25 protein-coding genes are annotated in these 25,045 nt (G+C 45.5%); 12 read left to right on the top strand and 13 right to left on the bottom strand.

Going from position 1 to position 25,045, the window contains the following annotated elements; translation table 11 throughout:
• Positions 1-57 precede the first annotated feature (57 nt).
• Together ACN0W5_RS15925 and ACN0W5_RS15920 are read left to right on the top strand one after the other, a co-directional pair.
• Positions 58-636: a hypothetical protein gene (locus ACN0W5_RS15925; protein WP_417455067.1), complete on the top strand. Its 579-nt coding sequence runs from the start codon at positions 58-60 to the stop codon at positions 634-636.
• Positions 637-753: 117 nt separating this feature from the next.
• Complete coding sequence (locus ACN0W5_RS15920; RefSeq protein ID WP_417455066.1) at positions 754-1,914, top strand: mechanosensitive ion channel family protein; 1,161 nt, start codon at positions 754-756, stop codon at positions 1,912-1,914.
• Between the two features lie 72 nt (positions 1,915-1,986).
• Here the strand turns inward: ACN0W5_RS15920 and ACN0W5_RS15915 are convergent, their stop codons facing one another.
• Together ACN0W5_RS15915 and ACN0W5_RS15910 are read right to left on the bottom strand one after the other, a co-directional pair.
• Positions 1,987-2,442: a CreA family protein gene (locus ACN0W5_RS15915; protein ID WP_417455094.1), complete on the bottom strand. Its 456-nt coding sequence runs from the start codon at positions 2,440-2,442 to the stop codon at positions 1,987-1,989.
• A 45-nt stretch (positions 2,443-2,487) separates the two neighbouring features.
• Positions 2,488-3,078: a DNA-3-methyladenine glycosylase I gene (locus tag ACN0W5_RS15910; RefSeq protein ID WP_417455065.1), complete on the bottom strand. Its 591-nt coding sequence runs from the start codon at positions 3,076-3,078 to the stop codon at positions 2,488-2,490.
• A gap of 147 nt (positions 3,079-3,225) precedes the next feature.
• Between ACN0W5_RS15910 and ACN0W5_RS15905 the strand changes: the two genes are divergently transcribed.
• Together ACN0W5_RS15905 and ACN0W5_RS15900 are read left to right on the top strand one after the other, a co-directional pair.
• Positions 3,226-3,855: a carbonic anhydrase gene (locus tag ACN0W5_RS15905; RefSeq protein WP_417455064.1), complete on the top strand. Its 630-nt coding sequence runs from the start codon at positions 3,226-3,228 to the stop codon at positions 3,853-3,855.
• A 106-nt stretch (positions 3,856-3,961) separates the two neighbouring features.
• A complete protein-coding gene (locus ACN0W5_RS15900) occupies positions 3,962-4,372 on the top strand; it encodes a hypothetical protein (RefSeq protein ID WP_417455063.1) in 411 nt (136 codons plus the stop codon).
• Positions 4,373-4,429: 57 nt separating this feature from the next.
• On the opposite strand, the gene rfaE1 is transcribed toward ACN0W5_RS15900, so the two are convergent.
• Positions 4,430-5,929 carry a D-glycero-beta-D-manno-heptose-7-phosphate kinase gene (gene rfaE1 / locus ACN0W5_RS15895; protein WP_417455062.1) on the bottom strand — a complete coding sequence of 500 codons (1,500 nt, stop codon included), beginning with the start codon at positions 5,927-5,929 and terminating at the stop codon, positions 4,430-4,432.
• Between the two features lie 282 nt (positions 5,930-6,211).
• Between rfaE1 and ACN0W5_RS15890 the strand changes: the two genes are divergently transcribed.
• Positions 6,212-7,468 carry a hypothetical protein gene (locus tag ACN0W5_RS15890; RefSeq protein ID WP_417455061.1) on the top strand — a complete coding sequence of 419 codons (1,257 nt, stop codon included), beginning with the start codon at positions 6,212-6,214 and terminating at the stop codon, positions 7,466-7,468.
• 60 nt (positions 7,469-7,528) lie between these two features.
• On the opposite strand, the gene ACN0W5_RS15885 is transcribed toward ACN0W5_RS15890, so the two are convergent.
• Positions 7,529-8,083, bottom strand: a complete 555-nt coding sequence (locus tag ACN0W5_RS15885) for an ActR/PrrA/RegA family redox response regulator transcription factor (RefSeq protein ID WP_417455060.1) — start codon at positions 8,081-8,083, stop codon at positions 7,529-7,531.
• A 148-nt stretch (positions 8,084-8,231) separates the two neighbouring features.
• Positions 8,232-9,647 (bottom strand): ActS/PrrB/RegB family redox-sensitive histidine kinase, encoded by a 1,416-nt coding sequence (locus ACN0W5_RS15880; RefSeq protein WP_417455059.1) that lies wholly within the window; start codon positions 9,645-9,647, stop codon positions 8,232-8,234.
• A gap of 163 nt (positions 9,648-9,810) precedes the next feature.
• Here ACN0W5_RS15880 and ACN0W5_RS15875 point away from each other — a divergent pair, with 163 nt between their 5' ends.
• A complete protein-coding gene (locus ACN0W5_RS15875) occupies positions 9,811-10,629 on the top strand; it encodes an ABC transporter ATP-binding protein (protein WP_417455058.1) in 819 nt (272 codons plus the stop codon).
• A gap of 94 nt (positions 10,630-10,723) precedes the next feature.
• Entirely contained in the window at positions 10,724-11,488 is a 765-nt protein-coding gene (locus tag ACN0W5_RS15870) for an ABC transporter permease (RefSeq protein WP_417455093.1), read from the top strand.
• A 51-nt stretch (positions 11,489-11,539) separates the two neighbouring features.
• Here ACN0W5_RS15870 and cobT read toward each other — a convergent pair whose 3' ends face one another.
• On the bottom strand, positions 11,540-12,568 hold the full coding sequence (gene cobT, locus ACN0W5_RS15865; RefSeq protein WP_417455057.1) for a nicotinate-nucleotide--dimethylbenzimidazole phosphoribosyltransferase: 1,029 nt from the start codon (positions 12,566-12,568) through the stop codon (positions 11,540-11,542).
• 222 nt (positions 12,569-12,790) lie between these two features.
• On the opposite strand from cobT, the gene cobS reads away from it, so the two are divergent.
• Together cobS and ACN0W5_RS15855 are read left to right on the top strand one after the other, a co-directional pair.
• Positions 12,791-13,651: an adenosylcobinamide-GDP ribazoletransferase gene (gene cobS, locus ACN0W5_RS15860; protein WP_417455056.1), complete on the top strand. Its 861-nt coding sequence runs from the start codon at positions 12,791-12,793 to the stop codon at positions 13,649-13,651.
• 9 nt (positions 13,652-13,660) lie between these two features.
• On the top strand, positions 13,661-14,359 hold the full coding sequence (locus ACN0W5_RS15855) for a histidine phosphatase family protein (protein ID WP_417455055.1): 699 nt from the start codon (positions 13,661-13,663) through the stop codon (positions 14,357-14,359).
• Here ACN0W5_RS15855 and ACN0W5_RS15850 read toward each other — a convergent pair.
• On the bottom strand, positions 14,354-15,895 hold the full coding sequence (locus ACN0W5_RS15850; RefSeq protein WP_417455054.1) for an inorganic phosphate transporter: 1,542 nt from the start codon (positions 15,893-15,895) through the stop codon (positions 14,354-14,356). The genes ACN0W5_RS15855 and ACN0W5_RS15850 overlap by 6 nt on opposite strands.
• Positions 15,896-16,261: 366 nt before the next feature.
• Positions 16,262-17,872, bottom strand: a complete 1,611-nt coding sequence (locus ACN0W5_RS15845) for a GMC family oxidoreductase (protein ID WP_417455053.1) — start codon at positions 17,870-17,872, stop codon at positions 16,262-16,264.
• A gap of 260 nt (positions 17,873-18,132) precedes the next feature.
• Between ACN0W5_RS15845 and ACN0W5_RS15840 the strand changes: the two genes are divergently transcribed.
• Positions 18,133-18,834, top strand: coding sequence for a lipid-binding SYLF domain-containing protein (locus ACN0W5_RS15840; protein ID WP_417455052.1), 702 nt, complete (start codon positions 18,133-18,135; stop codon positions 18,832-18,834).
• A gap of 103 nt (positions 18,835-18,937) precedes the next feature.
• Here ACN0W5_RS15840 and ACN0W5_RS15835 read toward each other — a convergent pair whose 3' ends face one another.
• The 4 genes from ACN0W5_RS15835 to ACN0W5_RS15820 all read right to left on the bottom strand — a co-directional run bounded on the left by ACN0W5_RS15835 (position 18,938) and on the right by ACN0W5_RS15820 (position 21,681).
• Positions 18,938-19,879 carry a cobalamin biosynthesis protein gene (locus tag ACN0W5_RS15835; RefSeq protein ID WP_417455051.1) on the bottom strand — a complete coding sequence of 314 codons (942 nt, stop codon included), beginning with the start codon at positions 19,877-19,879 and terminating at the stop codon, positions 18,938-18,940.
• Positions 19,880-19,899: 20 nt separating this feature from the next.
• The gene (locus ACN0W5_RS15830) at positions 19,900-20,397 is read right to left on the bottom strand and encodes a DUF2244 domain-containing protein (protein ID WP_417455050.1); all 498 of its coding nucleotides are present in this window, start codon (positions 20,395-20,397) and stop codon (positions 19,900-19,902) included.
• A 103-nt stretch (positions 20,398-20,500) separates the two neighbouring features.
• Complete coding sequence (locus tag ACN0W5_RS15825; RefSeq protein WP_417455049.1) at positions 20,501-20,974, bottom strand: hypothetical protein; 474 nt, start codon at positions 20,972-20,974, stop codon at positions 20,501-20,503.
• A gap of 11 nt (positions 20,975-20,985) precedes the next feature.
• Entirely contained in the window at positions 20,986-21,681 is a 696-nt protein-coding gene (locus tag ACN0W5_RS15820) for an EI24 domain-containing protein (protein WP_417455048.1), read from the bottom strand.
• A gap of 302 nt (positions 21,682-21,983) precedes the next feature.
• Here ACN0W5_RS15820 and ACN0W5_RS15815 point away from each other — a divergent pair, with 302 nt between their 5' ends.
• Both ACN0W5_RS15815 and ACN0W5_RS15810 read left to right on the top strand, forming a co-directional pair.
• A complete protein-coding gene (locus ACN0W5_RS15815) occupies positions 21,984-22,601 on the top strand; it encodes an SCO family protein (protein ID WP_299371435.1) in 618 nt (205 codons plus the stop codon).
• 168 nt (positions 22,602-22,769) lie between these two features.
• Positions 22,770-23,486 (top strand): M48 family metallopeptidase, encoded by a 717-nt coding sequence (locus tag ACN0W5_RS15810; protein ID WP_417455047.1) that lies wholly within the window; start codon positions 22,770-22,772, stop codon positions 23,484-23,486.
• 18 nt (positions 23,487-23,504) lie between these two features.
• On the opposite strand, the gene ACN0W5_RS15805 is transcribed toward ACN0W5_RS15810, so the two are convergent.
• Positions 23,505-25,004, bottom strand: a complete 1,500-nt coding sequence (locus ACN0W5_RS15805) for a peptidoglycan-binding protein (RefSeq protein WP_417455046.1) — start codon at positions 25,002-25,004, stop codon at positions 23,505-23,507.
• Positions 25,005-25,045 lie beyond the last annotated feature (41 nt).

The raw sequence follows: 25,045 nt of genomic DNA, 5'->3' as shown, positions 1-25,045 counted from the left end.
CTAGCACTTAATGAAGCTAGAAGACTATGAAATAATAATAGAAAAGGTGAGAACTACGTGGATAGTGAAGGTATCAAGGCACAATTACCAGGCTCAAACATTGATGAGACCAGCTTCCTAGCGACTGATTATTTAAATCATCTCAACGAAGCCGTAATGATGCTTGAAATGGTGCCGGATATGCCAGATCTATTTGAAGAAGTTCAAGCCTGGCAACCCAAAAGTTATCAACAACACTTCCTAGACAGTAGCTTTCAGGCAAAAGAACTCGCCGTTGCAGCTTACGAAGCGGCCCCGAAAGAGTTCCGAGAACCTTTTGATAAAGCGGTTGAACTGGCCGACAAAGGCATCAAGGACAGTAAAGACGCCATCGAACAGGCATTGGCTGCTGGTGATCATGTATCTATTGCTGCACTTGTACCCGATGCGTCCACACATATCCGCCACATGATCGACATCGCCAGTGCCGTCATCCACGGCAATCACAATGTGCTTCCCGCGGACAAGATCATTGAAATAGAAATGGACTGGCAAGCCACGCTATCCGGTAACATGATGGCTGGCGGCATGACGGAAGAAGAAAAAATTGATTTGGAGGCCATGGGGCAAGACGATATCGATGCATTGTTCGACTAAATCAATCCGGCCCCTTGTTCAAAGCAAACTTTTGAAGCTCAAATAACATCTGCTTTCACTCTTGACGACCTCGGCCTCCCTGAGCAAACTCCCCTCGCGCATAAACGAGGAGATATCATGGAAGACTTATCAACTTTCTGGGAAATAACACTGGACGTCTGGAATCAGGGTGTTTTTGGTCTCAGTATTGGTCACATTGTAACATCCATAGTTATTTTCTTTGCCTTTCTCGTTATTCGCGGATTGTTCTCAAGGCTGGTGATCAACCGCCTCAAGGTATTAACGCTCAAAACCAAAAACTCCGTGGATGATCATGCGCTCGAAGCTCTGGAAGGTCCGATAAGGATGATTCCGATTGCCCTTGGCGTGTTCTTCTCGCTCGATCATTTAAACCTTGACGGAGAAGCCGCCGTACTGGGCAATAACCTTGTACGCTCTCTGATTGCCTACACACTTTTTTATGCCGTCTTTAAACTGATAGATCCGCTAGACTTTCTGCTACATCGCTTCACAACGATCCTTACCAGCATCATGGTAGACTGGATCATCAAAGCCCTCAAAATTTGCGTGGTCTTACTCGGCGCAGCCAGTATTCTTGAACTCTGGGGAATCAATGTTGGCGCAATCATCGCAGGTCTTGGCCTATTTGGTGTTGCCGTTGCTCTGGGTGCTCAGGATCTGTTCAAAAATCTGATTGCTGGAATTCTCATCATTGCAGAAAAACGTTTTAGCCGGGGTGACTGGGTCAGGATCGAGGGAATTGTCGAAGGAACAGTCGAAGACATCGGCTTCCGGTCCACCCGGATCAGACGCTTTGATAAAGCACCTGTTTATGTGCCGAATGCTAAGCTGGCAGACAATGCCGTTATCAACTTTTCCAAAATGACCAATCGACGTATTTACTGGAAAATCGGCGTTGAATACGACACAACAAGCGAGCAGCTTCGCAAGATTGTTCAAGAGATCAAAGATCACCTTTATGGCACAGAAGCTTTTGAAACTGATGATGCCCGTGCAACAACCCTCGTCAATGTTGATTCTTTCAACAGCTCATCAATCGACATCATGATCTATTGTTTCACCAAGACAACAAATTGGGGGGATTGGATGAATATTAAAGAAGATTTCGCCCTGAAATTAAAAGAGATTGTCGAAGGTAACGACAGTGCATTTGCCTTCGCGACGTCAACCTTACATGTGGCCAGCCTACCGGAATCATCGGCCCAGATCCAAAGCCTTCCTGGGCTTGAACCAGAGACACCGCTCAATAAGGGTTAAAACGAAAGGGGCTCTTATGGGCCCCTTTCGTTATCAGTACAGGTCTAATTTTTATTACCCTTCATTCCTTTATTACCCTTCATTCCAGGGCATAATCGGTACAGACGTAAGCGAGTTCTTCGGGCTACCCTCGATCACTCTGTCACTATAGACGAGATAAATCAGCACATTACGTTTCTCATCAAAGAAGCGAACCACCTGCATGGTTTTGAATACAAGAGATGTGCGTTTGGTGAAAACTTCTTCGCCATCCTTTAGCTCTTCTCGGAATTTAATAGGCCCAATCTGGCGGCAGGCAATTGATGCATCAGTTGTATCTTCGGCCAATCCGACCGCACCCGATATGCCCCCCGTTTTCGCACGGCTGAGATGACAGGCAACGCCTTCGACCTTTGGGTCGTCAAACGCTTCAATTACAATTTTATGGTTCGGGCCTAACCACTTAAAAACGGTATCAACCTCGCCAATCTCTTCCGCCTTGACAGCCGAAGAGAAAAGCAACAGTCCAGCGCCAAAACATAAAGACATCTGTTTGGTAATATAAGATAAATTCAAATTCATTTTTACAGCTCACTAAGTTCTAGGTGCGTGTTTTTTATAACAAAAGCAGTCAACAGTATGGTCGTTAACCATGCCGCACGCCTGCATAAAAGCGTAACAAATTGTCGGCCCGACAAAACGAAATCCATTTTTTTTCAACAGCTTGGAAAGCTTTTCAGATTCAGCTGTTGAAGCTGGTACCTGTGACAAGTCTTTCCAGGCATTCACATGGGTTTTATTATCAACAACCGACCAGACCAGATCGCGAAAAGACCCTTCACCCGCTTTCATAATTTCCAACCAGGCCTGCGCATTACTGATAACCGAATTAATTTTCAAACGGTTGCGTACCAAGCCTGTATCCTGCATCAATCGTTCAACATCATCCCCATTAAAGTGGGCAACCTTTTGCGGATCAAAACCAGCAAAGGCTTTTCTATAATTCTCTCGCTTTCTCAACACAGTAATCCAAGACAGTCCAGCCTGTGCGCCTTCGAGGATAAGCATCTCAAAGAGTTCGCGATCATCTGTGACCGGAACGCCCCACTCTTTATCATGGTACTCAAGATACAAGGCTTCATCACTGACCCAGCCGCAACGATTCTTGCTCTGATTATTACTCAAGACCATCCCTCACCTTAACTTTCAAACACTTACCTTCCTTTGCGCATCAAAATTTGTAAAGCAGTTGCGAAAATGTTTACAACATATTGATAACGGGATACTCAATCCCCACTTGGGGATACAATTAACGACTATATAGGATGCCAAATGAGCGAAATCAATTCACTGATCAAAGGCTATCATGCTTATCACACAGTAGATTATCGCAGAGATGAAGCACTATTGCAGTCTCTTGCCGAAAAAGGCCAATCCCCCAAAGCAATGGTCATTAGTTGTTGTGATTCCCGTGTGGAACCTTCATCAATACTTGGTACCTTACCCGGTGATCTTTTCATGGTTCGTAATGTCGCTAATCTTGTCCCCCCTTGTGCTGCAGATGACCGCCACCACGGGACATCAGCCGCTCTTGAGTATGCGATAACGCAACTGCACATCCCGAATATCATTATTATGGGCCATGCAATGTGCGGCGGTATCAAAGCCCTTGTTGACGGGATTCTCGACGACTCCAATGACAGCTCATTTATTTCCAACTGGATCGAAATTGCAAAAGACGCAAAAGAAAACGTCAGCTGTTGTGGGAAAGATGGGGAAGAATTACAGCGTGCAGTCGAACAAGCTTCTATCCTTAACTCATTGGAAAATTTGATGACTTTCCCCTTCATTGAGGAACGGGTTGCTGATGGAAGAGTGCAGTTACATGGTTGGTATTTTGACTTTTCGACTGGTGAATTATTTAGCTACGACAAAGAAAAAGGCACCTTTATCAACCTTTAGAGCCTAACTGATTCAAATCGTTAACTTTTAATCAAATGAATCGAGTCACACTACCCTCACAAGGTAAATTTTTGGGGGTAGTGCGCGCCTGCGCATTACAGGGGACATGGCATTGGTTGAGTTTGACGAAAGAACGCCCAACAAAAAAGTACAGGGCAAGAACATTGAAAAAAGTATAGATAGAAAAACTGACTCTTCTGAAGACCCCTTTATCAAGCATTACTTTAGTCGCATTGATCCCGATATTGCCGCCAGTTTCTCTAATGATCAAAAACACGCCATCAAACAGATGTTTGGTGCACGCGGCTATGCTAAACATCCCGTTGAAGTCAGAAGATCTATCCCCTTTGGCAAGCACAGGTTCTATCTAATCTTTTTGCTTGGCCGTGAAAGAAGGGCATATGAACGCTTGAAGTCAGAAGGGCAAGCTGCAGGCTATATTACCTATGCCCTTGCCAGTGCTTTTTGGTTGGCACCGGCCATTATGATTGCCGCACTCGTACATTTTTTCGCATAGCATTACTTCTTTAAAGAGCACTCATTTCAACCAATGAACACCGATTAAAAAACCGTCTTACGATGACTTGCTTTTATCAATTTTTGCGATTGTACTCGTTGTCGAAAAGCCGTCTTTTAGGTCCGCGAGAATGACCTGACCTCCGTTTTGGATCACGATATCTCCACCAACAACTTGATCCAAGGTGTAATCAGCACCTTTGACCAAGACATCTGGAACAATAGCTTCGATCAACTTCAAAGGCGTGTCGTCATCAAACAGGACAACCTGATCTACGATTTCCAAAGCTGCCAATACCGTTGCCCGTGCACTCTGATCCTGAATTGGACGGCTTTCACCTTTGTAGCGTTTTACAGACGCATCCGTGTTTAACCCTACAATCAGGCGGTCGCATGCCGATCTCGATTGCTGTAGCGACGCAATATGGCCGGGATGCAGAAGATCAAAGCTACCGTTGGTAAATCCAATTTTATACCCCGCCTTACGCCATTGATCGACGCGGTGCAGTACCGCATCAAGCTCAGAAACTTTCTCTTGGGACGAATGCCCATTTCTCGCCAACAAAGCCTGTCGGATTTCACTGCCATAAGCAACAGCCGTGCCTGTCTTACCGACCACGATGCCCGCCGCAACATTCGCGAGGCACGATGCCTCCAAAATATTTAAGCCCGAGGCAAGAGCAGCCCCAAGCACAGCAACAACGGTGTCGCCAGCACCTGAAACATCAAAAACTTCCCGTGCCTCTGCCCCAAGGTGCTCAACCACACCATCTGATGTGACCAAGGTCATTCCTTCTTCGCTACGCGTAGCAAGAACGCCCTTAATTCCGCAGGTTTCAATCAAGTGACGACAGGCCGCGACAACCGCTGCATCTCCGTCAACGGACATGCCAGTGGCTTCATGTAGCTCTCTACGATTTGGCGTCACGATGCTCACGCCTTTATAGATGCTATAATCCCGGCCTTTCGGATCGGCAATTATTTGGCAGCCTGCCTTAAGAGCAGAACTAATAATCGTACTCAAAGTCTTTTGATTCAAAACCCCTTTGTCATAGTCTGACAGAATCAGGACAGGGACTGAAGAAAGGTTCTCTTGAACCCGATCTATTATCTGGGCACAGGTCTCGTGCGCGAGAGGGCGATCCATCTCTCGGTCAGCCCGCAAGAGCTGCTGATTACTTGCGACAAAACGTTCTTTAATTGTTGTCTGACGTTTTGGCTCAACAACAAGGTTCAGAGGTTCTGTACCGATTTCCTTTTGCACAAGACCACTAACTTCCTGTCCAACCGCATCATCCCCTATAACCGCAACAAAATTCGTTGAAGCACCAATCGCCGCCAAATTACGAAGGACATTTCCTGATCCGCCCAGCATTGAAACCTGGCGATTGATCTTTAGGACCGGAATTGGCCCTTCGGGGGAGATACGATCTACACTGCCATAGATAAAACGATCGAGCATCAAATCACCCACGGTACGCACACGAGCACCAGCAAGGTCATCAACCCGTGCAACTAAATCCAATAAATCAATAGAAGGAAGAGTTTCCGCAGTCATTCGAATTTGAACCATGTATCCATAAAGTTTCTTGCCTCTCTTTTGCAATCAATTCAAACGACGAGCAAGTTTTTTAAGGGAAAGTCTTATTCCACAACTATATTTTAATTGTAAAAGACATAAATATAGGCCATTCCAGTAAGGTTAACGAACTTTGAAGACTCTCAAGGTTAATAATGTTACACAAGCTGATGCAATCTGGATGTAATGTAGTCTACCCTTATGGATAACTCGACCTCAACTAAACAGCCCGAGGGCCAATTCAGTCAAGAAAAGGTCTTTTTGGATTATGTTAAGCGGATCGGAAAACAAACCGAGAACCGCCGCGCAGTTCATGTACATCTATCGCGTCTGCGCCCCTATCATCAGCGAGACCACCATCTACGCATTGCACAAAATGCCTGTGAAGATCTGGTTGCAAAATTTTCTGGAACTGTTTTCAGGCTACATAATAACGATTTGGTTGTTGTTACTTCTGGTGCATCCGTTGCCCAAATAGACGAAACGATCCTAAGGCTCCGCTATCTTTTTAGTGATGACCCTATGCTTGCCGGTGACTATGACCTTCAGACAGATCAATTCTGTAGTTGGTTTGATCTCGACCACGAATATACTGATCTGATCGCGCTTGCTGTTAAGATGAATGAAGATCTTGATACGCAATTACGCCGAGAAAAAGCAGAAGCAATAGCAGCAATACACGGAAAACCACCAGCAAAGCCCAAAATTCCGCTAATGCCTTCGCATCTAGCTGCAGTGTCAAAAGCAATCAATCAAGCCGATTTATCAAGCCTAATGAAACGGCAATCCATTTTTTTGGTTAACAAAGATAAAAAGCCTGAAGCCCTATTCAAAGAACTTTTCTTTTCCATTGATCAGCTTCAACAGACACTACTACCAACACACGACTTACTATCAAACCGTTGGCTTTTTCAGGACCTAACGCGTTATCTCGATAAGCGAATGTTAGTCATTCTTCGGCAAAATGATGATTCTAGCCTCAGTCGATCCTATAGTTTGAATCTCAATATTTCGACAGCATTATCCGACGAATTCTTGAAGCTGGATCATACCCTAGGCGAATCTGTTCGTCGGTCAATTGTCATAGAATTCCAGCTTCTAGATGTTTTTGCTGATATCGGGAGCTTTACCTTTGCGCGTGATTTTCTAAGAGAGCGCGGCTACAAGATCTGTCTTGACGGTATAACCCATCTTTCTTTGCCAATGATTGACCGCCGAACGATGGGTTTTGACCTAATTAAGTTGCAATGGAATCAAGATCTGACAAAATTCCTGACAACACCACGCGGTGATGAAATCAGAAATACAGTCAAAAAAGTTGATCCCAACAGAATGATCCTCTGTCATTGTGGTGCTGAAGATGCCATCGCAACTTCGCATGAGCTTGGCATTAAACTTATGCAGGGCTTCTACATCGATAAATTTGTCAGAAACTGGGCTGCGTCGAAAAAAGAAGAGTCTAAAAACCTTGCTGACGCCATGGGTCGCCATCGCGCCGAAGCCGATCACGACGCCTAAGCCTTACAGACATAATAAACGATAAATTTAACGTGGCAGTTTTCCCATTACAGCTAACGTCTAAGCGTGCGGGGCATACTTTGCCAGAATACGTTGTAGCGTACGGCGGTGCATCCTCAAACGTCGAGCTGTTTCAGAAACATTACGATCACATTGCTCATAAACCCGTTGAATGTGTTCCCAGCGGACACGATCTGCCGTCATGGGGAGTTCAGGCGGGGGCGGCATATCCCCATCGACACTTGACTGCAGAAGAGTTGCAGCGACCTGGTCAGGGTCTGCAGGCTTTGGCAGATAATCTAATGCACCGACCTTCACAGCAGCCACAGCGGTTGCGATGTTTCCATAGCCCGTGAGAACAACGACACGGGCATCTTTAGATGTTTCGTGAATGGCCTTTACAACATCAAGGCCGGACCCATCCTGAAGTCTTAAATCGACGACAGCATATTCTTGAGCATCAGAATGCGCTAGACGAATGCCATCGGCAACGGAATTGGCAATAACTGATTCAAATCCGCGCCGATCCATCGCTCGCGACAAGCGCTCTGCAAAACGCTCATCATCATCAACAATCAGCAGCTTCTTTTTTTCCGCATCTTGCGACTCTGGCATTACTTGTTACCCCTAGATTAATTCTATTCTTTGTTATCTCTAACCATTCTAAGCTTCCAGATACAGGTGGTCAAAGATGTATTAAGCTCGTCTGTCTTGCAAAATATTCATACGACAAGCTGATCACCAAAATCCAAGAGTATGTCACTTACACTGGCTGAGTCGCAACTTCCAAACGGTTTCTTGGCCAAATAATCTCAACGACGGCACCACCAGCCTCATGATTGGCATAAGTCACCTTCCCCCCCGTATGGGACAGCAAAGTTGTTGCGATAAACACACCCAAGCCCATATGATCTCCGTCCTCTTCCTTACGACTTTCCTGGTTTTTTGGGGCTTGATTTTGTGGGGTTTGGTTTTTTGGGCTTTGATTTTTTTGGGCCTGAGCTTTTTGAGCGTGTTCTCGATTAGAAAGCAAGGGATCTCCTAAGCGCCCCAGAACTTGTGGATCAAAGCCTGGTCCATCATCATGTATTGTCAGGGAAATTGTTCTGTTATCCCAAACCAGCGTTATATCCACTTTCTCTTTTGCGAACTGGATAGCGTTTTGCGCAAAAAGCCCCAAAGAGTGTAAAATTTCAGGACTGCGTTCTACCATTGGATGCTCTAATGAGTGCTCACCATCATCTTCACACGAAGATGCTTGTATAACGGTTTTAATATCCAACTTCTCATAGGGAGCAATGGCAGCTTCAACCAAGGTTTGAACTGGTATAAAATTATATGGATCTCCACCATCTTCTTCCGGCCAAGCAGCAAGATTTTGCAGAATTTCCCGACACCTGAGAATCTCACTAATCAGAAGTTCTACGTCCGGCAGATAAATATCATCAGGCGGTAATTCTTCTTTCATTTCTTTTGCAACAACCAGCATCGTTCCCAAGGGACTGCCCAGTTCATGGGCCGCCGCCGCCGCCAAGCCCCCCAACGCAGACAACTTTTGTTCCCGCGCTAAAGCCATTTGCGACGCCACAAGAGCCATCCCCATCGACCGCGCCTCTTCTGTTAGGGAAGAAACATAAACGGCCAAAAAAATCGCCGTAAATACCAACGCAGCCCACAAGCCATAGAGATAAAGCGAATGAAGGAAAAAGCTACCTTCAGGCCAAGGTAGTGGTAAATAAAAGAAAACATCTGCTGTCACCGCGACAATCGCCAAGATACCTAAACAGATTGTACTCCGTCTGGTAAGAATCGATGCGGACACCGTTACCGGGCCCAAAATCAGGATTGAAAAGGGATTTGTCAGCCCCCCTGTCAGAGACAGCAGCACTGATATTTGAATCAGATCAAACGCCAATGCCATAGTTGCTTCTTTGTTGCGTAACCAGGATGATGCCGGGCGCGTCGCAACCTGTGCTACATTCAAAACACCAGATGTAAGAACGACCAAGAACGCTGCAATCAAAGGAAGTTCTAACCCAAGACCGAAATGAGCGATCAACAACGCAGCTGTTTGGCCACAGATTGCCATCCACCTGATAAAAACCAGTGTCCTCAAACGGACCCGGCCCTGTTCAGGGTGTAACCCTACTTCGGGCTCTAATCGGAATGCACTACTCACTGCCTTGTTCCATTCGCTTATCTTTGCTTTCCCGATAGAAATTTAGGTTGTAGATTAGGAAACTGTTACAATTCATAAGATTTTATAGCGTGATATTCTAGTAGATATCATTCTATTACAAAACAGAACAAGATCCCTTTCCCAATCATGTTATATTAAACCTATGATCCAGCACGCTATTCATGTCGAGAACCTCAACAAAAGTTATGATGATGTTCTTGCCGTCAAATCAATTTCATTTACAGTGAACCCTGGCGAAACCGTCGCGCTTCTGGGTGGGAACGGCGCAGGAAAAACCACAACAATATCTATGCTTCTTGGCATTCTATTGCCATCATCAGGAACGATTCAAGTCCTTGGTGAAGATATGGTCAAAGACCGTTTCAAAGTCATGCACCGCCTGAACTTTTCATCACCCTACGTAGATCTGCCCAGACGGCTGACCGTTCGACAAAACCTTATGTTTTTCAGCAAGCTCTACGGCATTATCAACGCCCGTGAACGTTTGATGCATCTGGCCGAAGAACTTAACCTTCTCGAGTTATTAAACCGTCCAACGGGAAGCTTATCCGCGGGTCAAAAAACCCGAGTTTCAGTCGCCAAAGCCCTCATCAACGAACCTGAAATTCTCTTGTTGGATGAACCAACCGCCTCTCTCGATCCAGACACTGCTGACTGGGTCAGAAGCTATATAAAAGAATATCAAAAAAGAACCAGCGCTGCGATCTTGCTGGCCTCTCATAATATGACAGAGGTAGAGCGAATTTGTGACAACGTTCTGATGATGAAATATGGAAAAATTGTTGATCAGGGTACACCTGCAGATCTACTGCATCGTTATAGTCGGACAAACTTGGAAGAGGTCTTTCTTGATATCGCCCGTGATCGGAAAAACGCTCCAAAGCAAAAAGACACTGGTACATCCGGCGAAAACATCCCCAGAAAGCCGCCTCATGATGATTTAGAGTACGGGGATATTTAAGATGTCAAATTCATCAAGCCAAACACGCCAAACCACATCCCCTATTCCCAAAATAAGGCATAATCCATCCGCCTTGATCCGTATCCAGTCGGTCATGATGCGGCATCTTTATCTGATGCGTGCTTCCTGGCCTCGTATTTTTGAAATGATGTACTGGCCATCAATTCAGATAGTACTTTGGGGCTTCATTACACAGTTTTTGTTAACAAACAGCAGCTATGTCGCTCAAGCAGCAGGGGTTTTGGTTTCTGCAGTACTTCTGTGGGATATTCTTTTTCGTGCACAGCTTGGATTCAGCCTTTCTTTTCTGGAGGAGCTTTGGTCCCGTAACATTGGCAATTTGGCTGTCAGTCCTCTACGTCCCCACGAGTTCCTCACTGCCCTGATGGTCATGAGTATGATCAGAACACTCATCGGCATTCTTCCCGCTACATTCCTCGCCATTCTTTTTTACGAGGTATCCATCTATGATCTGGGGCTTCCCTTATTACTTTTTTTCAGCAACTTGATGATGATGGGATGGACCATTGGCCTTTTAGTCTGTGCTCTCATTCTCAGGGTCGGGCTAGGCGCAGAATCCATGGCCTGGTTGACCATCTTTTTGATTGCGCCAATTTCAGCAGTCTACTACCCCGTAGACATCTTGCCGGAATGGCTACAGGCACTTGCTTGGGCATTGCCAACAGCGCCGGTGTTTGAAGGCATGCGTGCTATTCTTTTTAATCAAGGTTTTCAGCTTAACCTCTTTATCCACTCCCTGCTTTTGAATATCCTCTATTTCTCTATCGCAATCGGGATTTTTTTGTGGGCTTATCACGTTGCACGGAAACGCGGCCTCTTATTACAAATGGGGGAATAGCGTCGCTACTCCCCCAATAAAATTATTTGTGATACCAACCAGAAATCGGAATTAAGCCGGACCACTAACCCCGGCTTCAGCAAATGTTGCCATGCCATTATGGCAAGCACAGGCCGCTTTCAGAATTTGCATTGCAAGAACAGCCCCGGAACCTTCACCCAGACGCATATTGAAATCCAACAAAGGTTCTTTACCAATATTTGTCATTAGAGACTGGTGTCCAGGTTCTACAGACTGATGTCCGACAACACAGTGATCAAGAAGCCTGTCATCAATAGCATACAGAATAGCCGCCGCTGCCGTACAAGTATAACCGTCCAAAACAACAGGTGTACGGGCAAGGCGTGCCGCAATAATAGCCCCGACAATAGCCGCGAGTTCAAAACCGCCAACACAGCGTAGAATCTGAAAAGGATCATCAGCAAAGATTGGCTTATGCAATTCAATCGCTTGATTGATCAGCTTGGTTTTCAGGGCAAGTGTTTCGTCATCAACACCTGTACCACGACCAACCCAATCAGCAGCATCCCCACCATAAAGCGCCAGACAAATCGCAGCCGCTGACGTGGTATTACCAATGCCCATCTCGCCAACAGCCAAAACATCGACGCCTTCTTCAACCGCCATCATTCCATAAGCGATCGCCCTTACGAAGTCTTCTTCTTCCATTGCCGGTTGTTCGCTAAAATCAGCCGTCGGCTCATCAAGGGCGAGTTCATACACACGGAGATCGGAATCGGCCAACCCGCAAAGCTGATTAACTGCCGCACCACCATGGATGAAGTTCGCAACCATTTGCTTGGTAACTTCGGTCGGATAGGCAGAAACCCCCTTTGCTGCAATGCCGTGATTTCCAGCAAAAACAGCGGTAAAGGGCCGTTCGACCTGTGGCTTCTTTTTCCCCTGCCATGCAGCAAGCCAGATTGCCAGTTCTTCTAAGCGCCCTAAAGCCCCCAAGGGTTTTGTAAGCTGTGCCTGCCTTTCCTCAGCAACTTTTGCTGCCTCTCGGCTTGGCCCCGGTAATTCCTTGAGCAGAACATGAATTTCATCCAGCGTCGAAATAGATGCCGCGTCTGACATAGTTTATTATCTCCCTTGCCCCTGATTTAACACAGGATTGCGATGCCTTCAGGCTATCAAATACCTTTACAGAACCGCTTTGGGGCGGCATTTGTTTCTTTGTGCGTTGATAACCCGATTTAATCGGTTTTAAAGCTCTGGCCAAAGCCATACCATAGCAACAAGCCATTGTCTTTACCTCAGAACCACTCACTTTGTCGCATATACACCGGATAAGGCAACATGACAGCTCAACAGAATGACAAACCACACCAATGGCTGAACATGATAAAGCAGTTTGAACCGGATATACGTATTGCTCTTGCCTTTATGACACGCATCCCGGTGCCCTATCCAATGGATAACGAAGGCAACCCGACAAGTCGAAGTCTTGCCGAAGCATCCTGGTCTTTTCCTCTTATTGGCATTCTGGTTGGATTTCTTAGCTCTACCATTCTAGTTTTAAGCTTCTATCTATCGCTTCCGCTTTATGTCTGTGCCCTTCTGGCAATTGTCGCCAGTATTTTAATCACAGGCGCCCTTCACGAAGACGGTCTGGCCGATGTTGCCGATGGCTTCGGCGGCAGTCACGATCCGGAACGCAAGCTTGAGATCATGAAAGATAGCCGCGTTGGGAGTTATGGTGTCCTAGCCCTTGGTATCTCTGTTCTAATGCGCACCCTGTTGTTAGGTAGTCTGCTCTCTTTTGCACAACTAAGCCCAATAAGTGCAGACAACTATCAATGGGCAATCCTGACCCAAATCTTTGCTATTTACATTTCGGCACATATGATTGGGAGAGGCCTTGCCCCCTTGATAATGAGCCACCTTCCCCTAGCGAAAAAAAGCGGAATGGCCGCAACCGCCGCAAAACCTAAATTACGAAGCAGTTATGGCAGTCTGCTTTTGACTTTGTTCTTCCTTTTTATTTTTCTCCCCCCGCTATCCGTCTTGATTGTTCTTGTTTCCAATGTCCTAATGATTCTGTTTTTATCATGGCTAACAATGCGACAAGTTGGCGGGTATACTGGTGATGTCCTTGGCACTGCGGTTCAACTGTGTGAAATCATGACCTATCTTGTCTTATTAAGCTATATCGCCTAGGAGGCACAGGTGACACAAACCAGATGGTGGTGGATCAGGCACGCGCCTGTAACCGAAAACAACGGTACGATATACGGGAATCTGGACCTTAACTGTGACTGCCATGACAAAGAAAGCTTTCACGCACTCGCGGGCATCTTGCCCGATGACGCCATCTGGGTGACAACTCCCCTAAAACGTACGCACCAAACGGCCAACGCTATTCGCGCAGAAATGCAAAAAACAAGTTTTCCGGACTACGATGTAATCGACGATTTTCAGGAACAGTCTTTTGGCGATTGGCATGGTATGACGCATCAAGAACTCGGCGAAATTCGTGGTGATGCATGGCATCGTTTTTGGCATGCGCCTGCATCCGAAGCCCCTCCGGGTGGTGAAAGTTTCGAAGACCTTATTTCTAGAACAGCAAGAACTATTGATGTCCTTAATCAAAAATACAGCGGCAAAGATATTATTGCAGTAACCCATGGCGGAACAATTCGGGCCGCGGTCGCCCATGCGCTGGACCTAAAACCCGAAAAAGCCCTTGGTCTGTCCATTGGAAATTCGTCTTTGACGAAGCTTAATTACTACGCGACCAAAGACGACACCAAATTAGATCAGTCATCTTGGGGAGTTGTTTGTATAAATACAGAACCTCTAAGCTTCAAAAGTAAAAAAGCCCCGGAACCGGAGCTTTTTTCGCAATCCCAGAAAATTAAGTTATAATACAAACGTTATCGCAAAGAAGATTAAAGCAGACAACAATGCTGCGGCGGGAACGGTAATCACCCAAGCTGCTATAATTGTCGTGAAGTGGGACCGACGAACCAGTTTACGCCGCCCAATTTCTTCACGATCAGAAATGGTTCCTTCGTGTTTGCTTTCGGGGTGACGTTCATGCTGTCGAACATACTGACGGCGACGTTTGCTTTTCTTGGTGTAGTATTCACGAAAGAAGCCAACACCAAATACCGCGCCAACAGCAATATGCGTTGAGCTAACGGGTAATCCTAAAGCTGATGCCATGATCACGGTAATAGCAGCAGAAAGTGCCACACAGTAAGCCCGCATCGGGTTCATCTTGGTAATCTGTTCCCCAACCATACGGATGAGTTTGGGGCCATAGAGAAAAAGACCTAGGCTGATGCCAACCGCGCCAATAATCATCACCCAGACAGGAATAGAAACCTTCGCGGCTATGTCACCAGATTCCACAGCGTGTAGAACCGCCGCCAAAGGGCCAACCGCATTAGCCACATCATTCGCACCATGCGCAAAAGACAACAAAGCAGCAGAGAAAATCAGAGGAAGATGAAACAGTTCTCTAAGGGACTGGTTTCTGTTTTCCATACCTTCGGACTGTTTGCGAATAACGGGTTTTAGCAGAGCATAAGAACCAACAAAGATCGCAGCACCAATCATGGCAACAGTTGCATAATCTGGCTTCCAGATCTTCTTCAGCCCCTTCATCATCAAATAGCATGAGAAAGCCGTGGCCATAATCGCAAGTAACATCGGCACCCAACGACGAGCCGCTGCGATTTTGTCATCGCGATAAATGATATTACTTTTGATAAAGGCAAGGAAAAGCGCAGCAATAACCCCACCCAGAACGGGGGAAATTACCCAACTGGCCGCAATTTTACTCATGGTAAACCAGTTTACGGCGCCAAAACCAACGGCCGCAATACCAGCCCCCATAACGCCACCAACAACAGAGTGTGTCGTTGAAACTGGCGCCCCGATGTAAGTTGCAAGGTTCACCCATAGCGCAGACGACAAAAGCGCCGCCATCATTGCCCAAATAAAGGTCTGACTATCAGGAACAAGGGATGGATCAATAATCCCCTTGGAAATCGTGGAGACAACATCACCACCGGCCAACAGCGCCCCGGCACTTTCAAAAACGGCGGCAATAATCAACGCGCCGGTCATGGTCAAAGCCCGCGACCCAACAGCTGGCCCAACATTGTTTGCCACATCATTGGCACCAATGTTCAGCGCCATATAGCCGCCAAGAGTTGCCGCGACGATGATATAAACCGCGTTTGGCTGCGCCCCAATCAAGATACTGGCAAAGCCACCAGCAACAGCCAGGAAGAGAATAGCAAGGCCCGGCGCAAAAAGATGTTGCGAGATAGAGCGCGTGGCCTCTTCCATCGTAACGATTTTGCTTAAGTCTTTATCCAGGGATGGTTTTGCTAACTTCGTTTCGTCTGATGACGATGAATTCGTATTTCCTGACGGATCAGAAGATGCCATTTTTCAAACTTTCATACACCAAGATCGGGGTCATTTCCGATTTGTGATAGTTTCGTTGCAGTTAAATGACAAATTATCGTTTCGTGACTCTAATATGACACTTTGATGACACGCACCATTCCCCAAATAAATCAGTGAAGTACTCACCCTTGAAGATATATTTTTAACTAATAATTTCAGATTTGATTCGTTTGTACCAACTCTATGAGATGCCAGCCTTTGAATTTTTGAACGATACCATCCTGCTGAATACCTTTTTGTAGACAGTATCTCCTCAACTCCGGGAAGATTTAATAAACGCTTTGTTCCCGACCTCTTATCGAATCATAAAAGATGATAAAAAAATCACTCATAAGTCAGATTGATTTAGCTTGAGCAATTTGCCCCAAGAATCATATCACTCGCCTTTTCAGCGATCATAATAGTTGGCGCATTTGTATTGCCAGAGGTAATGGTCGGCATGATTGAGGCATCCGCAACCCGTAATCCCGTGATACCATGTACACGGAGTTCTTCATCAACCACCGCCATTGAATCAGACCCCATTTTACAAGTGCCCACGGGGTGAAAAATTGTTGTGCCAATATCCCCGACAGCTTTGAGGATATCTTCATCTGTTACAATATCAGAACCAGGTAGATACTCCCTCGGTGAGTGGCCCGATAATGCCGGACTCGCGCAGATTTTACGTGTCAGTTTAATCGCATTAATGGCCACCTGCCGATCCCCTTCTGTCGAAAGATAATTCGGAGCAATCCTTGGCATCTCCTCACCTTTGGGATCGTTCAGATACACAGAACCACGAGAGTCAGGTCGCAGGTTACAGACCGAAGCTGTAAAGCCCGGAAACTTGTGAAGCGGATCACCCAGTTTATCCGTTGAAAGCGGTTGTACATGATATTCAAGATCAGGTGTTTCCAGCCCCGGATTACTCTTTGCAAAGCATCCTAACTGGCTAGGCGCCATCGACAAGGGGCCTTTTCGAAACAAAGCATAATCCACCGCCATACCCGCTTTGGCGAAAAGGCTGTGCGACATTTCATTAAGCGTTTTTGTGCCCGAAACCTGAAATACGGTACGAATTTGCAAATGATCCTGCAAGTTTTCGCCAACACCAGCAAGCTCGTGCTGCACTTCAACACCATGCTGCGCCAAAAGCTCTCCCGCGCCGATGCCAGAGCTTTGTAACAATACAGGGGACGCCACGGCGCCCGCAGATAAAATAAGCTCTTTTCGAACCTTCACTTCTGTACGCACGCCCTGAAGATCAAGTTCTAGCCCCTTAACTATTTTATTCTCCAACACTATTTTTCGTGCTTGAGTTTGAGTGAGAATTGTCAGGTTTTTGCGATCTTTAACCGGATGAAGGAAAGCACGAGCTGCGCTGAAACGTACCCCTTTTTTTTGGGTTACTTCAAAATACCCAACTCCTTCATTATTCCCCTGATTGAAGTCTTTTGTAACTGGAATACCAGCTTCTGCTGCAGCTTCTTGGAAGCGATCAAGGATTGGCCAGGACAGGCGTTGTTCTTCAACCCGAAGCTCGCCACCATCACTGTGAAACTCAGAATCTCCTTTGTGGTAATTCTCTCCTCGTTTGAAAAGGGGAAGAACATCGTCCCACGCCCAACCGGTATTTCCCATCTGTCGCCATTGATCATAATCACGGGCCTGACCGCGCATATAGATCATGCCATTTATTGAAGAACAGCCACCCAAGACTTTACCGCGAGGATAACTTAAAGAGCGACCATTCAATCCCTTTTCCTTAACTGTTGAAAAACACCAATCGGTTCGAGGATTATTGATAGTATAGAGATAGCCAACAGGGATATGGATCCAGTGGTAATTATCTTTGCCACCGGCCTCTAGCAAAAGGACAGAATTATTTTGATCTTTTGACAACCGATTTGCCAGTACACAGCCTGCTGTTCCGGCACCGACAATCACATAATCATAAGATCCTAAACTCTGCATACTCAGACTCCCCAAACCAAAGCACTTAAAATGGGCTTGGCTTTTTATTTTGGATTAAAGGAAATTACTGATTTGCGTGACAACCGATAATGAATCAGCCTGTTTTATAAGTATTGTCGTAAAATCCTTTTCATAGAAGACAGTAAATTATGCTAATTGACACAAATTGTCTCTGCCTTTTCTGGTATTTTCCTGCGATACTGCTTTGCAGAATTAACCATATCCGTCCTTAACAACCGCTTTCGAGCGAGGAGAACGACATGATCAAAAGCCTCAGAAAGGCTTTCACTTCTGCCATTTCATCCAAATTGATATTCCTGACCGCCCTTTTTGCAGTATCTTTTTCTTATCAAGTGCAAGCCGCAAGCGATGCCGAAGAGCTGGTTGCAGAATCCCGCTACACTCTGGAAAAAATGCTTAGCAATCCTGACTATTCCAAATTACAGGAATTTGCTAAACAATCCAAAGGGATCATCATCATTCCCCAATTGGTCAAAGGCGGCTTTATTATTGGAGGCGAGGGAGGATCAGGTGTCCTTCTCGTCAGAGGAGCCGATGGCACTTGGAGCAACCCGTCCTTCTATACGCTGGCAGCAGGTAGCATTGGTTTACAGATCGGTGGCGAAGTTTCCGAAGTCGTCTTTACGCTTATGAATCAAGGCGCTGTCGATGCCATTTTGGATAGTGAAATCAAATTTGGTGGTGACCTTTCTCTTGCCGTTGGTCCCTTTGGTGCGGGAGTAGAAGCCTCAACAACAGCTAATCTTGACGTTGATGTTTATGCCTTCTCCAGCTCTGTCGGCCTTTTCGGAGGTGGTGCTTTCGAAGGTGCGAAACTTTTTACCCGGGAAAGTTATAACAGTAGTTACTACGGCGCAGGAGCCACCCCGAAAAAAATTACCATAGAACGCGCCTTCTCAAATCCGCATTCAGATAAACTGCGCGCTGCGATGCCCCAATAAAAACCGCCTAAAATAAATGATAACGACTTCCCCCTGTCAGGGTATGTAACCCTGACAGGGGTTTTAATTTTCCCTGAGTTTTAATTTAACAGGAAGGGGGGGGTTAAAAAGCAAAGCGTACCAAGATTGCACCTGCAATAAGGCCAACGGCCATAATACCCGCAATCAGCACAATCATGTTCCCTCGCTCCAGTTCCTGTCGCCAGTTCGTCGGACTTGGTTGGGACAAATCCAGTTGCAAAGCACCGCCAAGTGCGGCATCTGCCATATGCTTGCCCCGCCAACATCTGATGAATGATTGCGAAAAAGATGTTTTGGGAATGAACAGGGTAGAAACGATAAACATCAGCGCAGCAAGCGCATCAGGCACAACAATAAATATCCGCTCAAGGATAAAATACATCTGACTAAAGTGCTTTTCCTGCGGTGCCTGCAAATAGCGCTGTTTATAAAACAGTGCCCCCTGATAAACGGCTTGCTGCACAAAAAGTCCGGGTAGGCCCAATATGGCATACCAGAAAACGGGGGTAAGGAAACCTTCGACAAATCCACGTGCCATGCCCCCAACACAAGCAGCAGCCAATTGGCTTTCAGATAACTTTTCAAGATCTCTGACACGGAAAAGGGATGAAACTAAAGGATACAATTCGCCACGGACAGTAATATAGCTTTTTAAAGCCAAAGCTTTGCGTACTTTCCGCATTCGAACCTGTTGATTGCGATAATCCAGGCATAAAGCAATCATAAAAACTTCGATCAACCACAGAAAAGGTGCGTTTAAGCTAATCAAAGAAATCCCAAAGCCGACAAGAGCAGCAAGAAAAATCAACACAATGGCACTTAACCCACCGGTCACAACAGCTATGCTGGATGAAGACGTCGAATCATTAAGTAAACGGTCAAAGCGGACAATTATCCCGGCCAATAAACGGCGCGGTTTCGGCAACCATTTTTCAAGGAAAAATACTCCCCCGTACAATGCCTCGATACCCAAAGCAAAAAGTAAAAGAAACAGTGGCTCTGCGGAACCATAGACACCCGGCACGTATTATTCCTCTTGGTGTGTTACAACGAATTTTGTTTGATACGATTGAGCACTGAAATAAGTTTTCCCGCAAGTTCCTTTCGCTCCACAGGGGCAAGAAACCGTCCAAGAGATACAGATCGACCATGTGAGCTCAAAATTAGGGCGTTTTCCTCGTCCTGTTCTTCAAATGACACTTGCATCCAATACGGCTGGAAAGAGAAAGATGTCTTTTGCCCCCAGGGATTAACCCTAGTCACAAGCATCTCATTCTCTGTCATCTCAATCAATTCATACTGCCCACCAGATCGATAACTAAATCGAAAAGCAAAATAGATTAAGGCAACATCCAGTCCCAAAAAACCAAGAACAGGCCATGCCCCCGCAAGAAAGAAACCTAAACCACTAATGAGAATAATGCTCAGAATAAACCCCATCAAAAATCTAAAGCCCTTCTTACTCAGGCTTCGATTAGGGCGTAAAATAGCATTAAAAAGAAGATTTTCTGCGCTGGAAACTGAACCTTCTGAACTCAGCATAAGCCTTTATCCCTGATACAACAAAGCTATAGCCCTTAAAGCTTAATGCTTTTATCAGAAATATCCCACCAAAATTATTTGGTTGGACAAGAGCAGAATATCACTACTGTTTAGACAAAAGCAGCCGACGCAAACATTTACGGTTGGCCATAGGCCTCACCTGTTCATCCCGCGCCTCGACATAGGACGTAACAGAATCATAGAGGACCAAATCCAGAACACAATTTTCTGCATTGTATTGCCAAATCACAGCGGGACTTTCCTTGCGCACCAATGACGGTTTTCCAAGCAAGGCCTCTAACGCTTTTGTATCAATTCCTAATAACTGCTTGGGATCATCGTTGACCTCAGGCTCCAACGGAGCCGCATCATAGCTCAAAGCTGCCAGTTCTTCGGCTTGATCCGCAGTATCACCACGACTTGGTTCAGCGTTCTTTTCTTCAGTATTGCCCGTGTTATCTTGGGAAGACTGCGGTTCCGAGCCAACAATGACCACTTTACGCTTGGCAGCATTACCGCAAGCACTGAGGGTCATTGTCAGAACGACAAGAAGGAGAAATTTTTTATAGTTGCGCATTCTTTTACTATCTACGCAACGTCCCGCCGAATTCGCTCAAACCGATGAAGCATAAAAGCCGTCGCCCAAATTGGCATCGCAATATTCAAAATTGGAACTGTCAGCAAAAATGCAAGAAAGAAACCTGCTATAATGACGCGGCCACTAAACTGCTTACGCAGCAACTTTGCTTCTCTTAAAACCAAGCGACGCTGCGCAACCATTTCAAAATACTCACGCCCAAGTAGGTAGCCGTTGATTAAATAGAAGGCGAAAAGGTTTACAAGCGGAATAAAATACAGTGGCAAAGCGATAATATTTACCAGCAACGTCACACCAACAAACTGTATTGATCCTAAAATCGTTTCGCCCACTGGCGGTTGGCGCCCTTCCTCTAGTTCAGGATAAAATTTAGTCTCAACAGCCTTTGCAATATCTTCCAGAAAAAAAGGAATGATAATCAGCATAACTGAAGGGAAGAGCATGATGCTCAAAAAGGCGACACCTATCCAGGAGATCGCTTCGGCAGCTGTGACTAACACATTGGTTATCCAGCCATCAGATTCAGCCCAACTTGCGATCATCCCATCCAAAAAACTAACGCCATATCCTGCCAAGCCCCAAAGAAGAGCAAAGATTACCAGCGAAATAGCCGTTGAGATAAAAAACACTTTTCTGAAAGCCGGATCACCTGTTTGACCAAATGCTTTTGAAAGATCGCTGAACATAAGTTTAGATTCCGTCGCTTAACCCAATGGAAGAAAATCATAAGCAAAACCCAGCCATAACAAGACTGAACCCTACTTCTGAAAATAGATCTATTTCTTAAGGGGGAAACGTGCCTTTTTCAAGGCGAGAAAGAATTTTGTCGCGACGTAACGCCTACTTTGTCCAACATCATAATTCCATAAATGGGCGCAAATGCCGCAACCTTTCTCTTAATTGTGATCAGATAGGGTTATTGTCTTCCCCTTCTATTCACTTTAAACATAGGGATGATTATTAATCTTCTTCTCGTGAGCCAAATCTGATGCCGAAAAGTTTTATTGCACGTTCAATTTTTATTCTCTGTATTGCCTTGATTGTTGCAGCTGCGGCTTTTATCGGCATGAGAGTTTTCGATCAAAAATCAACTTCTAATCAATCTGGCTCCCTAATTGGTGGACCTTTCAACTTGGTCGACCACACAGGTAAGGCTGTTACAGAAAAAGATTTCCTGGGTAAATATATGCTTATTTACTTCGGGTATACCTATTGCCCTGATGTTTGTCCTACGTCTTTAACTCTACTATCCGGTGCAATGGATATCGTGGAAGAAAAAGACCCCGAACTCGCCAAGCAGATAACCCCGGTTTTTATCACTGTTGATCCTGAACGAGACACAGTGTCTGCAATTCACGATTATGTAGAAAACTTTTACCCCACCATGGTTGGCTTGACAGGAACAACTGAACAGGTTGCCGCAGCGGCGAAAGCCTATCGTGTTTTTTACCAAAAAGCAGAAACGGAAGAATCAAGTGAATACTTGATGGATCATTCATCCATTACCTACCTGATTGGTCCAGATGGTCTTTATGCGAAGCACTATGGTCACGGTACTGAATCAGACAAAATGGCCGCTTCTTTGATTGAAATCCTATCCAAGTAACGACAAGAAATTTGCGGCTTCTGATTTAAACCAAACAGAAGCCGCAGACTAAAAATGCCCCCAAGAGAACGACGATATCTAGGTGCTAATAGGCGCATTGAGTGACTGCTAATGCCGAATTCAATCTTCAAGCTTGCGGCTATTAAAGCTGGCAGATAATCTACGCCAATGATCCAGAAAAATAGTTATCTTGATATTCAGGGACAAAAAATTGAGGTCATTATCCAGCCTCATCCGACCTCTAAAAAATTGTCCCTCCGACTGGTTACAGGCAAGACAGCTGTTAAAGTTGTTTGCCCCCCCAATTACCCTGTTGCAGATATTCTGGATTTTGTTGAGCGGCAAAAGGGATGGATTTCAGACCGCTTAGACAGACAAACTGGCCCGATACCCATTAAAGAGGGAATTGATATACCCATCCTCGGGCTTCCCCATAAAATTGTTAGAATTGCACCCGACACACAAACTCAACGTCAAAAGGGCGCGGCTTGGTTGGAAGCAAACCAGCTTTACATCAAATCACATTCAGAACATTTGCCGCGCAGGGTCCGGGATTTTTTGAAAAAACAAATACGTTTTGAAATTGACTTAAGAGCACAGGAAAAAGCGGCACGGATTAACAAAAAAATTGCCGCGATTCGTATTAAGGACACCACAAGTCGATGGGGAAGCTGTTCAACAAAAGGTAACCTGAACTTTTCCTGGCGTCTGATATTCTCGCCAGAAGAAGTTCTAGATTACGTTGTCGCCCACGAAGTAGCCCATTTAGAACATATGAACCACAGTTCGGAATTTTGGGCGCTTGTCGATCAATTAACCGATACCCGAAAAACTTCTCAACAGTGGCTTAAAATGAATGGTAATCAGCTTCTTTCTTACAACTAAATATATAAGCTAGGGTATCTATTTTTCAGAGTAAATCTCTACCTCGTAAATGCGAAAATCCCCCCCTTGATTACCAAAGATAAGGCCATCAAAATCACCTTTCAAGGTCGTATCATTAGCCTCAATAATAAGTTTATCATCAAGCAAAACATCCATTTCACCCCGCCCATTACGGCGTAGTTCTACATTATGGATATCACCACTTAACGATTGGTCTAAATTAGCCGTTCCCAAGACAACCTGCCCATCCTGAGACGTTCGTGTCAGCTTAATCTCACTTTCCTTTGTACCTGTAATGTAGGCTAGGGAATAACCGTTGATTCGAGAAGACCCTTGATAAACACCAAAGTTCGCCCGCCCATTATTCAACAAGCCATTCAAATTCACTCTCACAGAGAAACTGTTCGTGATATTTGTCGCACTATAAATCTCGGCATAACCTTTATATTGCGTACGCTTTTGAGGCTGATCTTTGTTTTTAAGGAATATATCCGAAAAAATACCAACAATTTCCTGAGCACTATTTTTGTCGTTTTCTTTTGCTTTGATTTCCGCAACGGGGACAGAGCTATATAGGTATTCTCTGTTGACCACATCAAAATCACCTGATTCAACAAACCAACGTGGATTAAGCAAGAAATCACCATCACGGAATGAATCAAATAAAACACGGGTCGACCAAGGACGATCATAATCAGCCAGTATCGCCGAAATTCGTTGTTTATACTGATCACCGGAAAGGGGGGATTTATGTCCCTCGTTATTGAGGTCTCTCAACTGTTTGACCAAGACCTCAGAGCGCGAATCAATCACTGTCTCTAATTCTGTATCCGCAAAGTTCCGAGTTCTTAAATCTTCCAGAATTTCTCGGCTGACCAAACCATCAACGATTAATCCAAAATCAGACTGATAAGACCTGATCGCTCTCAAAGTTCGCTGGCCAGGCAACCCATCGATTGGCCCGGGGTCATACCCGGCATCACGCAACCTTCGCTGTAACTCTCTCTTTTCATCACGGGTAAGATCTATTTCCGGACTTGTTGCCGAGGGATTGGGATCAGACCACGTGATTGACGGCTTATTGTTAGCATCGCCAGTATCAATTTCTTCAGATTGGATCTCTTCCGCACCTTTTTTTGCTTCAGCGGACCCTGGCTGCCAATTTGCAGCTTCTTCTTGTGCCTGTGAGATTTGTTGCGCAGACATAAAAGGGGTCAGCTTGTCCCGTGCTCTACGGGCCTCTCTATCCCCTTGTGAAGCGGCAATGTTAAACCACTTATGGGCCTGTACATAATCTTGGGTTGTTCCATAACCTTTGGAATAAACATATCCCAACATAAATTGAGCATCGCGGTTTCCAGACGTTGCAGCTTTGGAAAAATCACGAAATGCAACAGCATAATCCTGGCGATCAAAAGCCACCATGGCATCATCATATGTGGCCGATACAGCAACCGTGCTCATAGCCAAATTCAATCCCAAAATTCCTGCCCGAATTAACTGCTGAAGCTTCCTCATATCCGCTCTTTCCCGACGACATAGTGATCTGTTGTCCTAAC

It is taken from the genome of Kiloniella sp., assembly GCF_048270245.1.
Taxonomy (GTDB): domain Bacteria; phylum Pseudomonadota; class Alphaproteobacteria; order Kiloniellales; family Kiloniellaceae; genus Kiloniella.
This window is presented reverse-complemented; position numbering and strand designations above follow the sequence as displayed.

Coding starts and splice junctions, on each gene's coding strand:
- ACN0W5_RS15920 (WP_417455066.1), top strand. CDS start 754: ATGGAAGACTTATCAACTTTCTGGGAAATAACACTGGACGTCTGGAAT.
- ACN0W5_RS15915 (WP_417455094.1), bottom strand. CDS start 2,442: ATGTCTTTATGTTTTGGCGCTGGACTGTTGCTTTTCTCTTCGGCTGTC.
- ACN0W5_RS15905 (WP_417455064.1), top strand. CDS start 3,226: ATGAGCGAAATCAATTCACTGATCAAAGGCTATCATGCTTATCACACA.
- ACN0W5_RS15900 (WP_417455063.1), top strand. CDS start 3,962: ATGGCATTGGTTGAGTTTGACGAAAGAACGCCCAACAAAAAAGTACAG.
- rfaE1 (WP_417455062.1), bottom strand. CDS start 5,929: ATGACTGCGGAAACTCTTCCTTCTATTGATTTATTGGATTTAGTTGCA.
- ACN0W5_RS15885 (WP_417455060.1), bottom strand. CDS start 8,083: ATGCCAGAGTCGCAAGATGCGGAAAAAAAGAAGCTGCTGATTGTTGAT.
- ACN0W5_RS15875 (WP_417455058.1), top strand. CDS start 9,811: ATGATCCAGCACGCTATTCATGTCGAGAACCTCAACAAAAGTTATGAT.
- ACN0W5_RS15870 (WP_417455093.1), top strand. CDS start 10,724: ATGATGCGGCATCTTTATCTGATGCGTGCTTCCTGGCCTCGTATTTTT.
- cobT (WP_417455057.1), bottom strand. CDS start 12,568: ATGTCAGACGCGGCATCTATTTCGACGCTGGATGAAATTCATGTTCTG.
- cobS (WP_417455056.1), top strand. CDS start 12,791: ATGACAGCTCAACAGAATGACAAACCACACCAATGGCTGAACATGATA.
- ACN0W5_RS15850 (WP_417455054.1), bottom strand. CDS start 15,895: ATGGCATCTTCTGATCCGTCAGGAAATACGAATTCATCGTCATCAGAC.
- ACN0W5_RS15845 (WP_417455053.1), bottom strand. CDS start 17,872: ATGCAGAGTTTAGGATCTTATGATTATGTGATTGTCGGTGCCGGAACA.
- ACN0W5_RS15840 (WP_417455052.1), top strand. CDS start 18,133: ATGATCAAAAGCCTCAGAAAGGCTTTCACTTCTGCCATTTCATCCAAA.
- ACN0W5_RS15830 (WP_417455050.1), bottom strand. CDS start 20,397: ATGCTGAGTTCAGAAGGTTCAGTTTCCAGCGCAGAAAATCTTCTTTTT.
- ACN0W5_RS15825 (WP_417455049.1), bottom strand. CDS start 20,974: ATGCGCAACTATAAAAAATTTCTCCTTCTTGTCGTTCTGACAATGACC.
- ACN0W5_RS15820 (WP_417455048.1), bottom strand. CDS start 21,681: ATGTTCAGCGATCTTTCAAAAGCATTTGGTCAAACAGGTGATCCGGCT.
- ACN0W5_RS15815 (WP_299371435.1), top strand. CDS start 21,984: ATGCCGAAAAGTTTTATTGCACGTTCAATTTTTATTCTCTGTATTGCC.
- ACN0W5_RS15810 (WP_417455047.1), top strand. CDS start 22,770: ATGATCCAGAAAAATAGTTATCTTGATATTCAGGGACAAAAAATTGAG.
- ACN0W5_RS15805 (WP_417455046.1), bottom strand. CDS start 25,004: ATGAGGAAGCTTCAGCAGTTAATTCGGGCAGGAATTTTGGGATTGAAT.